The 14,347-nt window shown below is 38.6% G+C and carries 13 protein-coding genes and 1 pseudogene; 13 read left to right on the top strand and 1 reads right to left on the bottom strand.

All coding sequences use genetic code 11. The features are described 5' to 3' along the window. The first annotated feature begins 39 nt into the window (after nucleotides 1–39). Genes AAFX60_013505 through AAFX60_013520 form a run of 4 tightly spaced genes read left to right on the top strand, consistent with a single transcriptional unit; the run spans nucleotide 40 to nucleotide 4,975 of the window. Nucleotides 40–1,365 (top strand): serine/threonine-protein kinase, encoded by a 1,326-nt coding sequence (locus AAFX60_013505; protein XDF77605.1) that lies wholly within the window; start codon nucleotides 40–42, stop codon nucleotides 1,363–1,365. 29 nt (nucleotides 1,366–1,394) lie between these two features. After that, entirely contained in the window at nucleotides 1,395–2,822 is a 1,428-nt protein-coding gene (locus AAFX60_013510) for a chromosome partitioning protein ParA (GenBank protein ID XDF77606.1), read from the top strand. An 11-nt stretch (nucleotides 2,823–2,833) separates the two neighbouring features. Next, nucleotides 2,834–3,400: an ECF-type sigma factor gene (locus tag AAFX60_013515; protein ID XDF77607.1), complete on the top strand. Its 567-nt coding sequence runs from the start codon at nucleotides 2,834–2,836 to the stop codon at nucleotides 3,398–3,400. Nucleotides 3,401–3,406: 6 nt separating this feature from the next. After that, nucleotides 3,407–4,975, top strand: a complete 1,569-nt coding sequence (locus AAFX60_013520) for a hypothetical protein (GenBank protein XDF77608.1) — start codon at nucleotides 3,407–3,409, stop codon at nucleotides 4,973–4,975. Between the two features lie 67 nt (nucleotides 4,976–5,042). Here AAFX60_013520 and AAFX60_013525 read toward each other — a convergent pair whose 3' ends face one another. Next, nucleotides 5,043–5,906 (bottom strand): hypothetical protein, encoded by an 864-nt coding sequence (locus tag AAFX60_013525; protein ID XDF77609.1) that lies wholly within the window; start codon nucleotides 5,904–5,906, stop codon nucleotides 5,043–5,045. A gap of 226 nt (nucleotides 5,907–6,132) precedes the next feature. Here AAFX60_013525 and AAFX60_013530 point away from each other — a divergent pair, with 226 nt between their 5' ends. From AAFX60_013530 to AAFX60_013570, 9 genes and pseudogenes are all read left to right on the top strand, one after another. After that, nucleotides 6,133–8,277: a putative Ig domain-containing protein gene (locus tag AAFX60_013530; GenBank protein ID XDF77610.1), complete on the top strand. Its 2,145-nt coding sequence runs from the start codon at nucleotides 6,133–6,135 to the stop codon at nucleotides 8,275–8,277. Between the two features lie 326 nt (nucleotides 8,278–8,603). Further along, nucleotides 8,604–8,951, top strand: a complete 348-nt coding sequence (locus AAFX60_013535; GenBank protein ID XDF77611.1) for a transcriptional regulator — start codon at nucleotides 8,604–8,606, stop codon at nucleotides 8,949–8,951. 1 nt (nucleotide 8,952) lies between these two features. Beyond that, the gene (locus AAFX60_013540) at nucleotides 8,953–9,315 is read left to right on the top strand and encodes a glycine-rich SFCGS family protein (GenBank protein XDF77612.1); all 363 of its coding nucleotides are present in this window, start codon (nucleotides 8,953–8,955) and stop codon (nucleotides 9,313–9,315) included. A gap of 6 nt (nucleotides 9,316–9,321) precedes the next feature. Further along, nucleotides 9,322–9,618 (top strand): DUF4312 family protein, encoded by a 297-nt coding sequence (locus AAFX60_013545; GenBank protein ID XDF77613.1) that lies wholly within the window; start codon nucleotides 9,322–9,324, stop codon nucleotides 9,616–9,618. 56 nt (nucleotides 9,619–9,674) lie between these two features. Continuing rightward, nucleotides 9,675–10,450: pseudogene (locus AAFX60_013550) on the top strand (DUF4311 domain-containing protein). 18 nt (nucleotides 10,451–10,468) lie between these two features. Next, on the top strand, nucleotides 10,469–11,119 hold the full coding sequence (locus AAFX60_013555; GenBank protein XDF77614.1) for a DUF4310 family protein: 651 nt from the start codon (nucleotides 10,469–10,471) through the stop codon (nucleotides 11,117–11,119). Nucleotides 11,120–11,176: 57 nt separating this feature from the next. After that, nucleotides 11,177–12,313: an amidohydrolase/deacetylase family metallohydrolase gene (locus tag AAFX60_013560; GenBank protein ID XDF77615.1), complete on the top strand. Its 1,137-nt coding sequence runs from the start codon at nucleotides 11,177–11,179 to the stop codon at nucleotides 12,311–12,313. Next, nucleotides 12,297–13,400, top strand: a complete 1,104-nt coding sequence (locus AAFX60_013565; protein XDF77616.1) for a DgaE family pyridoxal phosphate-dependent ammonia lyase — start codon at nucleotides 12,297–12,299, stop codon at nucleotides 13,398–13,400. The genes AAFX60_013560 and AAFX60_013565 overlap by 17 nt, the downstream gene beginning before the upstream one ends. A 12-nt stretch (nucleotides 13,401–13,412) precedes the next feature. Continuing rightward, nucleotides 13,413–14,153, top strand: a complete 741-nt coding sequence (locus AAFX60_013570) for a KDGP aldolase family protein (protein XDF77617.1) — start codon at nucleotides 13,413–13,415, stop codon at nucleotides 14,151–14,153. The last annotated feature ends 194 nt before the right edge of the window (nucleotides 14,154–14,347 follow it).

A 14,347-nucleotide genomic window follows, 5' to 3' on the forward strand; every position in this document is an offset into this window, starting at 1 on the left:
TTATACAGTACGCACAAATTATTTTTATAAATTAACATCGTGCTGCTAGGTACTTCTTCAACACAAATCTTTTATCACTTGTTAGATCTGGATGATGAACAACAGCAAAAAGTGCTCGACACACTTAAAGAAAATCAACCAGAAATCCATCAAGAGATCACAGCGTTACTAGGTTCTTCCCCATCAGAGCATTTCTCCGATCTGCTCGGCTTTCACGCGCAACAAACTTGCCATTTTGATTGGGATTTAAGCAATCAAACGATTGATAAATACCAATTACGTGATGAGTTGGGTCGTGGAGGAATGGGGGTTGTTTATTCCGCACATCGAGCAAATGGTACTTTTGAACAAGAGTTGGCTATTAAGTTTATTCAGCCAAGTTTTAACAACCTACTCGATAAAAGAGCGCTATTTGAAGAAGCTCAACTTTTAGCTCGTTTAAATCACCCCTACATTGCAAAAGTATTCGATGGTGGTGAGCACCAAAATCTTGTTTATGTCGTAATGGAAAAAGTGATTGGTTCAACGCTTAACGATTTTTTAGTAACGCATGAACTATCCAAGACACAAAAATTACACCTATTTAGTCAAGTTTGTAAGGCTCTTGAACACGCACATCAGCACAATGTACTTCATGCCGATCTTAAGCCTGAAAACATATTGATTGATAAGCAACACTCTCCCAAATTAATCGACTTTAACCTTACTCAAAAGGTAAAAGAGAGCACGATTGAGCCTCAACAAGGTGTACTTGCCTTTAGTGAGCAGTTTGCAAGCCCTGAACAGAAATCAGGAGGATTTCTTACGCAACAGAGTGATATTTTTTCACTCGGAAAGATCTTACATTTGCTATTTCCAGTAACAAATGAAAATGATGATATTCACTGCATCCAAACGAAAGCGATGCAAGAATCATTAGATAAGCGCTATCGCTCGGTTTTAGAACTGCGATTAGATATCGAAGCGGTTATCGCTTCTCGTCCAATTAGCTTAAAGCAGCATCGTCCATGCTATACATTAACGTGCCTATTAAAACGTAAACCTATTCCTTCATTTTTATGTGCATTATTAATGATTACAGGCATCGCATTTTCAAGTTTATTAGCACTTAAAAACCATCAGTTAGAACAAGAAAAAATCGTTGCTGAAAACATGATGTATGAAGTGACGCAATTACTGTTTCACTCAAAAGGGTCAAGCGTCTCTCAAGCATCGATTAACTCGATGTTAGAGCTTACTCGTCGCCGAATTTTATCTAATCCAGATTTACCAGCACATATAAAACAGCGAATGTTATTGGCCATGATGACGCCGATCCCAACAAAACAGAAATTAACCACTCATCATTTCACTAATAATAATTAAATTCTCGTTTAGAAAAGGACATTCATAATATGAAAAACAAACCGTTTTCAGATCTTTTATTGATGCTATTTCTAGGCACTCCTTCTGTTGCTCATGCAGAAATAAAAACGGGATATTTCATCGACTCACCAGTTACTGGTCTTTATTACCAAACAAGCTCACAACTGTCTGGAACGACAAATAAAGGGGCTTTTGAGTATCGAACTGGTGATGTGGTGCGTTTTTTCTTAGGTACTGATGAAAATGGTTATCTTATTAGTACACTATCAGGCCAAGAAGTGGTTACCCCAACGTTAGCCACCACAACACCAAGTAAAAGTATTAATTTAACTCGGTTATTGCTCTCTCTTGATAGTTCACCAAGCAACCGAGATGAAATCACTCTAGCAAGTAAGATGCTTTCTAACGTGGATTTTCAACAACGACTTAAGCAAATCGATCTCAATGTATTAGACAGTTCTTCTAAAGAACTAAATATTGATCTCGTTTCAGTAAAAGAAGCCGTTGAACACTTAAATCTAAGCCAGCAATACATCGAAGATAATTTCACTTCCGATGACATTATTTATGAGCCAGTCAATAAACATCTAAAACACATCATCATTAAGAAAAAAGACTGGCAAGGTCGAATGTGTGCTTACGACATTAAATATCAGCATCACCCAAGATATCGCCCTTCTTTTGGCAATATGGAATATACGGTGACAAATACTCACCTTATCCAATACCCAAGCGCTGGTGATTACTTTAATGGCTGTGAATTAGATACCAGCCTCCCTGTGATCGCAAACAAAAGTCCTATCTCTGAATTTGAAGGCTTTGGCGGAATGATCGGATGTGCCCCAACAGGATGCACACGTAATGACCTTAATGGGTTTACGTTAGACGACTATAACGACGAAGGTGACTGGAAATACCGAACCATTGCAATGAATTTTGATCCTGAAACTGAATTAATGATGGAGAAAATTCAAGGGTTAGGGCCTAACGAACACGTGCGCCATCAAAATAGAGGTGAACAAATTGCTTTTATTTATCCGATAGATAAAGAAGAAAAAATCCCTTTTGAAGGCATATGGCAACAAACCCAATATCACGGTCAAAAAATCGAAAAACACTGTTTATTAGTCAAAAATCATCAAGTTCTTAAGCACCCAAAAACAGGTAAAACGTGCTCAAAAAATGAAGAACAGTACACCTTGAATGTGACTAAAGACTACGCCGATATGTGGTGGGTAAACAATAAAGATAATAACGCTCGACTAGAACAAATGAATCTATTGATTCGTTGGTATCTCAACGGAAATCAGGTTCAACACACAACATGGGAGTATTTACCCGCCGGTAGAGATTGGAAGCAAGGGGTTCTCTATCGCTATCGACAAACACTTCAACGCCAACCAAATGGTATTGAAACTATGGATACATTTTCTGTCTCTGAATTTAGCAAAATATAACGGAATTAGTCATGAAAACAACAACAGAACTGACACGCATTATTCAAGATTGGCAAGCAGGAAATAAACAAGCTGAAAACCAGTTATATCAATTCGCTTATTTACAGCTCAGACATATCGCTCAAGAAGAACGAAAACGTAACGCTGAAAAATTCGGCCAACATAATGATGTTCTGACTGACAGCGTAAATAGCACAACCGCTTTGATTCACGACGCTTACCTTAAGCTTTCAAACTCAGAACTAAGTGATGTAAAAACCAAACGCGATTTCTTTTTAATGGCCACCAAAGTGATGCGCCAAATCTTGATCGACAATGCCCGTTCACAACAGGCTCAAAAGCGTCAGGCGCTAACCTCAATTCAAGATGATAATGATAAATTTGAACAATTGATCATTATGGATAAAGCACTTGATAGCTTTAGTGTGCGCTATCCCCGCCAATCAAACGCTCTAAAGTTAAAATATCTTATGGGTATGAAAAACAATGAAATTTGCCAACTTTTAGAATGCAGCTCAAGCCTAATAGAGAAAGATTTAAAATTCTCTCGCAGCTGGCTTCAAACTCGTATGATGTAATTACTAATGAAAAAAAAAGCACTCATTCTATTATCAATAAGTACTATTGCTTTAAGTGGTTTTTGGTTGCGCTCTGCTATTTCGTCACCATCCGAACATACCGTGATAGCAGAACCAATTCCATTACCAACAATACAAAACACACCATCTCGTGAAGCATTTTTATCTAGCTTTCATAAAGAAAAAACACAGCTAAATACAGCGCCAAAAAAGGAACGAGATAATGATGAAACTACAGAGTATCCAGAGAAAATAAATACTCGAAAAACATCACCTCAAGAAGATAGAGAAGCTGATTTAGAATATAACGCAGATAAAGTACAAAGCCTCCCACAATTGAGCTCGACTCAAAAAACAGGAAGCGCTGGCAACCAAAAACCCAAAGTGGATAACGACATACAACAGCAATTACAGACCATGATGTATTCGTGGAATTTAACGCAATCCACACCGGTAAATTATTCATTTAATATCAACGGTCTTTTTTATGATGAAGAGCATGACTTTATTACCACGAGAGTTCGCTTCTCTTATCCAGGACTTTCTTTAATCAATAGAGGCGAACTAACCTTAGTTGGTTCTCCTATTGAAAGTGATAAACCAACTCAATTCATTATCTCAGCAAAAGATGACTATCATGGAAATAAAGAAAGTGCATGGACTCATGTAAGCTTTGATTTACCCTCAACAGAAGAATCAAACTCAAGTGTTGAACACCCATTAGTTGGACATACCCTTTATCGGTTAGAAACAACAAATCATTTTGCTGGCCATAACTATGATTATGAAGTTGTTTATTGTGAGGCATTTAAGTTCATTAATAACCTCGCTTATTATGCGGCTTCAACTAATAAAAGAACCTGCCCTACAGAAGAATCGTTATCCGAAGTCGGTACCTATGCCATTGACGACAAACACCTTGTTGTAACAAGCAACTATTCGGTTTTTTATGCAGAGCAACGTTGGAAAATACTGCATTCCTATGAATCTAGTTTTAATAAAGGTGAAAGCCTACTTACCACGATTCATAATGGAAAAGAGTTTGAAACCTACACAATATTAAAAAATAAACGAGCAATGGAATCTCGTTTAAATGTCGTTACTGGGCAAACCCCTTATCAAATGGAACAATTTGAATATTTCTTCCCTATAGATAAGCAAGGGAATTACATTAAAGGTACGGCGGGGATGTATATAATGGACTCTAGATTGGTTTACCCAAACTGGTTCCAATTCGATTCCGATCTTAATATTCATTCAGATACGCATAATATGACGTGTGATTTTGTTGTCGCTTTTTATCAAAGCTCAACCATGGGCGGACAAGGAGCAAGTGGTATAAGTATAACGTCAAGCTCTATAGCTCCTAACTATATTGACCCACTAGAATGCGAAGAAAGAATTAACCCAGATAACGGCAAACGCTATGCGTACCTTGATTTAGATTACTCACCTTATGATGAATTTGTTGATGGGGGGATCTATAGCTACATTTTAAAACCCAAACCAGAATACGCTCATTTAGTGGAAGAATTTAAAGTTAACCTAATCTATCTCGCCCCAAATTTAAGCTAAAAAATCATAGAGATAAACCAAAAAAAGAGCGAAATGTGTCGCTCTTTTTTGTTTGGCCTACGATAGGCTAAAAACTCCAAAGTGCCTGTAAACCAGTACTAAATGTATGAGTATCCGCCTCTGGCAGCGTTGCATAGCCATTTTTGGTTTCGCGCTCTGTACAAACACCATCAACCATGGTGACGCACGTTTCAACTAGCACCGCTTGCTTGTCTGTCTCAAAGCGTTTTTCATAACCTAGCATCGCATACCAACCAAGGTGTAACCCTTTCATGACTTCGTAGCTAATGGTTCCTTCAATTGAAGCTCTCATCCCAAAATCATTAAACGTATTATCTTCAAACTTAGTATTTTGAGTCACACTATAAATTGGAAGACCTAATACTGCACGTCCGCTCACTTTCCATTTCTTATCACTAAACAGTAAGCCATTATCGTAAGCCACACCCAAATCAACAAAAATATCGGTCGAGGTTTCTTCCCATGTGCCATAAAACGCTTTATTGGTGAACCCATTATGGTTTCTCATACCGTAGCGAGTATACGTTTGGTAAGTAAGTGCCGGACCACCGATAACTCGCCACTCATCAGTAAGTTTGTAGTGCAGTTGAATGTTGGTCGCCGTTTTTAAATATTCAAACTTATTGGTTTGCATTAATTGACCATAATACTTCCAATCTTCTTGTGCACTTTGAGGAGAAAATGAAGCCAAGGCATCAATAGAAAAATCAAACTTATCGTTAATGTAATACAAGCCACCACTGTTCAAAACAGGGTTTATGATCGTCACCTTAGATTGTGTTCCACCATAATATTCTTGATACGTTACGTTCTCTAAACCAAACGTAAAGTAAGAATACCCATAGTTTTTATCTCCCTCATGCGCCATTGCAAAACACGGCAATAAACCTAACCAATATATTTTTTTCATTTTTCGTCCCTAGATGTATTTTGGGTGCGAAATATGAGTGATTCATTCCAAAAAACCAATAGTGCTATTGATAAAAAAATAAAATAAATTTTACGGTTTTTTTCCTATTTTCCGTGTCTTGTTTTGTTTTTTGAACCGGCGTAAAAGTGTCGCACTTTTGAGTTTTACAAATAAATAAACATGTATTGAGGGAAAGGCTACCCTCATCAAAAAGGATTGAGACAGAATGAAAAAGGTAAGTTTATTAGCAGCGTCAGTGGCACTAGCGTTAGTAGGTTGTGGCGGTTCTGATGGTGGTTCAGACACCAATACAGGAACACCTTCAGCTGGTGGTATCATTATTACGGCAATTGATGGTTACCTACACAACGCAGAAATTTGGGTTGATAAAGATGGTAACCTTGCAAACGGCTGTGAGCTCAATACAGAGATCGTGACTAACAAAGACGGTAAAGCGACAATCAGCAAAACCGATTTTTCTGGTATGAACGTATGTATCAAAGCGATTGCAGGTAAAACCATCGATACCGATCGTGGTCTGGTAGCAAAAGGGTTTGACCTAGCTTCTCCAGCAAGCGAAAGCAACAACGTAATTGTTAACCCAATGACCAATATGGTTGTTGAGCAAATGGCGAACAATAATGAACTTACACCTGAAACAGCAAAAGATGAAGTAGTTAAAGCAATCACTGGCACTGGCCTAAAAGCTGATGCAGACATGATTTTCGGCGACTACCTAGCAAATCCATCAGATGAAGCGAAAGCACTGAAAGTCATCGGTGAAACACTGGTTGATAACAACGACAAGAGTGTGGAAACACAACTTACGATTTCAACTGAAGTTGCAAATGATACAAACGAGATCATCAACAACTCAGGTGAGTTAGACAATTACGCTCCTGTTGTTGAGGTTACTCCAGACGGTGGCGTAACGGTGAAACCGAACAGCCGCCCTGTTGTTGATCTAACACCTGAAGCTGTGACTATGCTACTTGGTGATGTTTGGGTAGCGATTGACGCTTCTGAATTATTTAGCGATGCGGATGGCGACACTCTAACTTACAGCATGCAAACTCTAGGAAGCGATAACAACGGCCTAGTTATTGATGAAACTACAGGTCTAATCACGGGTACACCAAAAGCTGCAGGTGAGTTTATCTACCAAGTCTTTGCTGAAGACACTAAAGGTTCTCTTTCTTACCCAGCAAACCTAAAAGTGACGATTGAGACACCGAATACAGCGCCAACTCATAGTCCTGAAGCTTTAGAGACTATCCAAGCTAAACTTAACGCGTTGACACTAACTCAAGGTGATAAAGTTAACGAAACGATCGCTGCTACAGGTCTATTTACTGACGTTGATGGTGATGCGTTAAAATACACTGTTGAAAACGTTCCTGCGGGTATGTCAGTTACTCTTGATAGCGATGAGCTAAGTTTGACTGGTACTCCATCAAACCACGGTGAATTTACTGTTGGTCTATTCGCGAATGATGGTGTAAACCAAGCGTCTGCAGAAGCAGAGGTAACATTAACGATTGAGGAAGCTGCAGTTACTCCAAGTCACCCACTTGAAGGTAAATTCCTGCATTTCGTAGAGATTGGTAACAATGGTACTGAGTTTGCTAAAGCATGGTGTGATTCTATTTACCTAGATGCAGACTCTAAAACTATGTATTGGAACTCTCGAGATAACGGTAACTTGTCAACGTGTGATACAAACATGTCAGAATTTACAGAAGGAGTTCCATACGCAATCGTTGGTGACAAAATTGTCTCACAAGAAGATGGTATGAAAATGACATTAGATGTCATCAAACAACACTCTTTTGATGACGACAAACATTTCCTAGTATCATTCACTGATGAGGAAGGTAATGATAAATCAACAGAGCTGTACTCTTACCACACAAATGCTCAATATGTAGAAGAAGCGCTTAATAACGACGTTAGCGAATCTCAAGCGAATCCGAACTGGGTAGACCGTGAAACATTCATTGCAATGCCATCTGCAGAAGGCACTAATGATACTGTTGTTACTGAACTAAAAGTTTCTGGCATCGTTCAGCAATTTGATTATCAAGGAAGCCCATACTCTTCCGCTTCAATCTATGGTCGTAATGCGGAAACTTGTGCAATTTTAAAAGATATCTACCTCGACTACGGTAGCATTCGAGTTCACGGTGACAACTACGGCGCTAACAACTACTTTAACAGCCAGCCACAATATAGAGATGTTGAAGGCTCTTGTTACATCGACTTAATGCCTTTCGATCCTTCAGTTGCGATTCCATCTGGTCTTTACACTATCGAAGCTAAACCAGAACGTACTGATGAAGCTGAACGTATCGTATTTAGTTTTAAAAAGTAGCTAATAGATTACTTTGATACAAAAAAACCCCGGTACTCGCCGGGGTTTATTTTATCTCTCCCCACCGCCACATCCATTTAAAACCTTACTCACATCACAAAAAACTCACCTCAAATTTCCATTTCCACTTTTATTTCCACATTAGGTAAATCTGTAACTTCATAATAAGTAAGGAAATAGCAAAGAAAGTATGATCTATATCTCCTCAAGTATTCCAATTTCCACTTCAAAGTGGAAAAACTCTCTCTGTTCACTTTTTCTTTCCACTTATATTCTTTCATCATCAAGTTACGTATTAAAAATATTATTTAGAGGAAATAAAAAACGTGAATAGTAATACTCTAGAAATAAATGAAGAGTTATTCACTGATGAAGTAGATTCAACGTTCAATAAAGTTATCGATATTTTACGAGCTGAGAATATATTTCCAGACAGTGTTCAAAAACAAATGCTTTATTCTCATTTAAAAGCAATGGTAATTCGTTCTCATACTAATGAACCATTACCAGAAGTTGAAATTGAAATGTTTGATGAAATATCTAAGTCATCACACAAATTAGCTGAAGATGTCGTGAAATGGTTTCCGGCATTAGCATACGAAGAAACATATTTATTATCTGTTCACTTTGAAGTGGCAAAAGAAAACGAATTAACTGAAGAATTAGGAGCTTAATATGGCTGATGTAAAAGTAGTTATCGGTGACCGTCTAGGTAAAGGACAAAAAGTAGGTATGGGTGTTGAAGCTGCAGGTGGTTCTGTAACAGTAATCCCAGGCATGGCAGCAGATATGAAGCTTGGTGACATCATGAAACAAGAAGAAGCTGACTTCGGTATCTCTTTTTGTGGCAGTGGCGGTGCTGGTGCTATCACGGCTCAAAATAAATACGGTTACAAAGCAAAATATGGTATGCGCTCTGTAGAAGAAGGCGTTACTGCAATTAATGAAGGTTACAACGTTCTTGGATTTGGTTTTATGGACCAAGAAGAACTAGGTAAAAAATTAGTTGAAGCCTTTGTTAAAAAATACAGAAGTTAATTATTTATGAAAGAATCTATTACAACAACCGTAACGGTCAGTGGTAATGGAAATACAAAACAATCAGCTTTCAGCTCTGCATTAAGTAATATTCAAAAAACCATTTTAAAAGATAACGAACAAGTTATTTTACGAATTGAACCTGTTGATGTGAAATTAATTAATGCAGAGAAAAAAGAAAGAATTGAAAAGTTTATGTTTTTCTTTTTACCAAGAAATAAAACAACCTACTCAGTCACGATTGATGTCACTGTTAATGTCACAGTAATTAATATTGACCAATTAGATTTTAAATCAATATAAACACCTATTTATTTAATTAGCACTTAATTAAATATACTAACGGAAGGTATATATAGATGTTCTTAATAATATTAATAAAGTCCCTCATTATTGGGGCTTTAGTTGGCGTCGGCGTTGGTGTCGGTGCTGCTCGAATGTTCCATGCTCCAACAGTTCAAGGTATGGGTGCATTCCGTACTCTTGGAGAGCTTAATTCTTGTGAAGGTGACCCTGCTTCTCACTTCTCTTTTGGTCTTGGTTTCTTCTTTAACGCATGGGCATCATCTGTTGCTGCTGGTGCCTTCACTCAAGACGTTGATCACCGCATCATTCCTAACTGGGGTGCCGCTGCTCTAATGGTTAAAAACCGTGATGTAGCAACAACCATGCACGACCCGAAAAAATGGGTATTGCTTGTGGCATCATCGGCATGATCGTTGTTGCTTTCTTAAATACAACAGCATCAGCCGTACCAGAAAGCCTACAAATCACAGCCGTTAAAGTACTTGTTCCTGCAGCTAACCTTCTTGTAAACATCGCGATGCCGGTTATTTTCTGGCTTGCAGCTATTGATGCGGGCCGTCGTTCAGGTTTTTGGGCAACTATCTTTGGTGGTCTTGCTCATATGATCATGGGTAACGCCGTTCCAGGTCTTGTTCTAGGTATCTTAATTGGTAAAGGTGTTGAAGATGGTGGCTGGAACCGTGTAACAAAAACGATGTTAACTGCGGTAATTGCACTGTTTGTTCTAAGTGCCTTCTTCCGTGGATTTGACCTTGAGCTTCTAGAATCTTTCCGACTCACTATCCCTACATGGTTAGAGAGTGTTCATACAAGCATTAGCGGCAAATAGTAAGTCTGGAGTTTTAAAATGGATGACAAATTAAAGAATAACTTTTGGTACGCAGATTGGTCTTTTCCATTCTTCGTAGGTCTGCTTTCTTCAGGCGTATTTGCTGGTACTCACATGTATTACCTATACGGCATCGGCGCATTTAACGAAGTTGCTTTCGTTTCAATGTTACGAGCTGGTATGGATACAGGTGTTTATGGTGCGGTTGCTGCCTTTGGTGCAAGTTTCTTATTCGCTCGAATCATTGAAGGTTCACTAGTTGGTATCTTGGACATCGGTGGTGCAATTCAAACCGGTATTGGACTGGGTGTTCCGGCTCTACTTCTTGGTGCTGGTATTGTTTACCCACTAGAAAACTTTGTTGCCTCATTAATTGTTGGTTTCTTCTTAGGCGTGGCAATTGGTTACATCATCATTATTGCTCGTAAATATACCGTTGGCCAAAGTAACTCTACCTACGGTGCTGACGTCATGATGGGTGCTGGTAATTCATCAGGTCGCTTCTTAGGTCCTTTGATTGTTCTATCTGCAATTGGTGCTTCAATTCCAATTGGTATCGGTTCATTAATTGGTGCTCTAGCATTTTATCAATGGCAAAAACCAATCACTGGTGGCGCAATTTTAGGAGCAATGATTTTCGGTTCACTATTCCCAGTAGCCATCGGCTAACCCATCTTGGTAATGCTCTTCAACCAAGAAGAGCATTACATAACACAGGTAAGAATTATGTATGACTTACTCATAAAAAATGGAAAATTAGCTAACGGTCACTTTGTCGACATTGCTATTCAAGCGGGAAAAATTGCCAAAATTAGTACCAATATTATCGAAAGCGCTGAAAAAGAAATCGATTTAAAAGGGCTTCATTACATTAGTGCTGGTTGGATAGATTCTCATACTCACTGTTACTCCGCTTCTCCTATATACAACGATGAGCCTGATTTAATTGGTGTTACTCATGGTGTAACCACCGTTGTAGATGCAGGTAGTGTCGGTGCTGATGATATTGATGATTTTTATCAACTAACTCAAAAAAGCTCAACTAACGTATACAGCATTCTTAATATTTCTCGAATTGGTTTATTACGACAAGATGAGCTTGCTGATATGAGTGATATTGATTTAGATATCGCCAAAGAAACCATCAGCAAACATTCCGATTTTGTGGTTGGCATTAAAGCGCGAATGAGCGGCAGTGTTGTAAAAGAAAACGGATTAAAACCTTTGGTTAAAGCCAAAGAGATGCAAGCTCAAAATAACCACCTACCTTTAATGGTACACGTTGGAAATAATCCACCTAATTTAGATGATATTGCTGAATTACTAACAAAAGGCGACATCATTACACACTGTTATAACGGCAAACCAAATCGCATTTTAACTCCAGAAGGTGAGCTAAAAGAATCGATGAAAAAAGCCATTAAACGCGGCGTTATTTTAGATGTTGGTCATGGCGGTGCAAGTTTCAGTTTTGATGTTGCTGAACAAGCGATTAAAAAGGGAATTTACCCTGACACGATAAGCTCTGATATCTACTGTAAAAACCGAATTGCAGGACCTGTACGTAGCCTAGCTCATATCATGTCCAAGTTTTTAACCATTGGTTTATCTCTTGAGCAAGTAATCAACTGTGTAACGATAAATGCTGCAAATGCACTACAAATGGACGCAAAAGGTCAATTAGAAGTGGGTAAAGACGCCGATCTAACCATTTTCAATATCCATCATGAACCATGTACTTTTGTCGATTCTGAACAAGGAAATCGTCAAGGTAACGAATCATTTTTACCTTTGGCAAGCATTGTTGCTGGCCAAGTTATCACGACACAACACGGAGAAAAAACTGATGTCTTCAATTCATGAGAAGTATGGTCTAACTGAAGTAATTAATGCATCTGGCCGCATGACTGCATTAGGGGTTTCAACGCCAAATGAAGACGTTGTAAATGCAGTAAAAGAAGGGCTTGGGCAATATTTTGATATGAAAGATCTCGTTATCAAAACGGGTGAATATATTGCTAACCTTCTTAATGTCGATGCTGCGGTTGTTGTGTCTTGTGCTTCTGCTGGTATCGCTCAGTCTGTGGCTGCGGTTATTGTTAGAGACAGTCAATACCGCTTAGAAAACCTGCACGCTCACTCTCACGATGTTCCATCAGAAATTGTACTGCCAAAAGGTCATAACGTTAATTTCGGTGCTCCTGTTGGCACCATGGTAACTCTCGGTGGCGGAACAATTAAAGAAGCTGGATACGCGAATGAATGTTCACCGGAACAACTTGAAGCTGCTATCACTAAAAATACTGCAGCGATTTTGTACATCAAATCTCACCACTGTGTTCAAAAAAGTATTTTAAACGTAGAGCAAGCGGCAACTGTAGCTCAAAAACATGGCCTACCATTAATTGTTGATGCCGCAGCAGAAGAAGATTTAAAAAGCTACTTTGCTATGGGCGCGGATCTCGTTATCTACAGTGGAGCGAAAGCCATTGAAGGGCCGACAAGTGGGTTAGTTGTCGGTAAAACTCAATATGTAGATTGGGTTCGCAAACAATCTCAAGGCATTGGCCGAGCAATGAAAGTCGGCAAAGAAGGTATCTTAGGTTTAACTCACGCAATCACTGATTACTTAACTGTTGAAAAAGAATCAGGCCAAGAAATGGTTGCGAAGATGGAAAAATTCATCGCTGATATGAACACCATTCATGGCGTAACGTCACGAGTAGTGTGGGACAGTGCAGGACGCGATATTGCAAGAGCTGAGATTGCTTTTGACCATGAAACTCTAGGTACAACAACTAATAATATCGTTAAGCAATTAAATAACGGTAATCCAGCAATTTACTGCCGTGGCTACAAAGCTAATGAAGGCATTATTGAGATTGATGTTCGCAGTGTTAACACCACTCAATTAAACACTATTTTCGAAAAAATTAACGCATTATTTTAAGAGAGATATTCCATGAGTTTAAAAGCTAACTTCTATAAAAACCGTGTATGCCTAAACGTATTAGCAGGCTCTGTTGATAATGCGGCTGATATTTATGACGCAGCAGAAGGCCATGTCCTTGTTGGCGTTTTATCTAAAAATTACCCAGATGTTGATACTGCAGTGGAAGATATGAAGAAATACAGCGAAGTAACAAACAATGCTGTATCTGTTGGTTTAGGTGCTGGAGATCCAAATCAATCAATGATGGTTTCGCTTATTTCACAACACGTACAACCACAGCACATTAACCAAGTATTTACTGGTGTAGCGACAAGCCGAGCTTTAGCTGGACAGGATAAAAGTATCGTAAATGGCCTTATTTCACCAACTGGCACTGTTGGAATGGTGAAAATATCAACAGGTCCGTTAAGCTCTCGCTCTGAAGACGCTATTGTTCCAGTAGAAACAGCAATTGCCATGCTAAAAGACATGGGAGGTAGCTCTGTAAAATACTTCCCGATGGGCGGTTTAGAAACACGTGAAGAATTCGCTTGTGTTGCAAAAGCGTGTGCTAATCAAGATTTCTGGTTAGAGCCGACAGGCGGGATTGACCTTGAAAACTATGAAGAAATTATGCAAATCGCATTAGATGCTGGTGTAAGCAAAATCATTCCTCATATCTACAGCTCTATCATAGATAAAGCGACAGGAAATACTCGCCCTGAAGATGTAAAAACACTGTTGGACATGACAAAAAAACTGCTTAACTAAGTTTGCTCCCAAAGGCCAATTATTCGCCCCCCGGATATTGGCCTTTTTTATTAAAAACAAGAGAGAAAATGTATATTTTTCAATAAAGTAAATTACATCTACATATACATCACATATTGAATAAATACCATTACCCTAACGTTTTCGTTGGTTGATATTATTATCAATATAAACACTTATTAACTGTTCTGGTT

It is taken from the genome of Aliivibrio fischeri (assembly GCA_038993745.2).
Lineage (GTDB): Bacteria > Pseudomonadota > Gammaproteobacteria > Enterobacterales > Vibrionaceae > Aliivibrio > Aliivibrio fischeri_B.

Coding starts and splice junctions, on each gene's coding strand:
- AAFX60_013570 (XDF77617.1), top strand. CDS start 13,413: ATGAGTTTAAAAGCTAACTTCTATAAAAACCGTGTATGCCTAAACGTA.
- AAFX60_013510 (XDF77606.1), top strand. CDS start 1,395: ATGAAAAACAAACCGTTTTCAGATCTTTTATTGATGCTATTTCTAGGC.
- AAFX60_013565 (XDF77616.1), top strand. CDS start 12,297: ATGTCTTCAATTCATGAGAAGTATGGTCTAACTGAAGTAATTAATGCA.
- AAFX60_013540 (XDF77612.1), top strand. CDS start 8,953: ATGGCTGATGTAAAAGTAGTTATCGGTGACCGTCTAGGTAAAGGACAA.
- AAFX60_013560 (XDF77615.1), top strand. CDS start 11,177: ATGTATGACTTACTCATAAAAAATGGAAAATTAGCTAACGGTCACTTT.
- AAFX60_013530 (XDF77610.1), top strand. CDS start 6,133: ATGAAAAAGGTAAGTTTATTAGCAGCGTCAGTGGCACTAGCGTTAGTA.
- AAFX60_013525 (XDF77609.1), bottom strand. CDS start 5,906: ATGAAAAAAATATATTGGTTAGGTTTATTGCCGTGTTTTGCAATGGCG.
- AAFX60_013555 (XDF77614.1), top strand. CDS start 10,469: ATGGATGACAAATTAAAGAATAACTTTTGGTACGCAGATTGGTCTTTT.
- AAFX60_013545 (XDF77613.1), top strand. CDS start 9,322: ATGAAAGAATCTATTACAACAACCGTAACGGTCAGTGGTAATGGAAAT.
- AAFX60_013515 (XDF77607.1), top strand. CDS start 2,834: ATGAAAACAACAACAGAACTGACACGCATTATTCAAGATTGGCAAGCA.
- AAFX60_013520 (XDF77608.1), top strand. CDS start 3,407: ATGAAAAAAAAAGCACTCATTCTATTATCAATAAGTACTATTGCTTTA.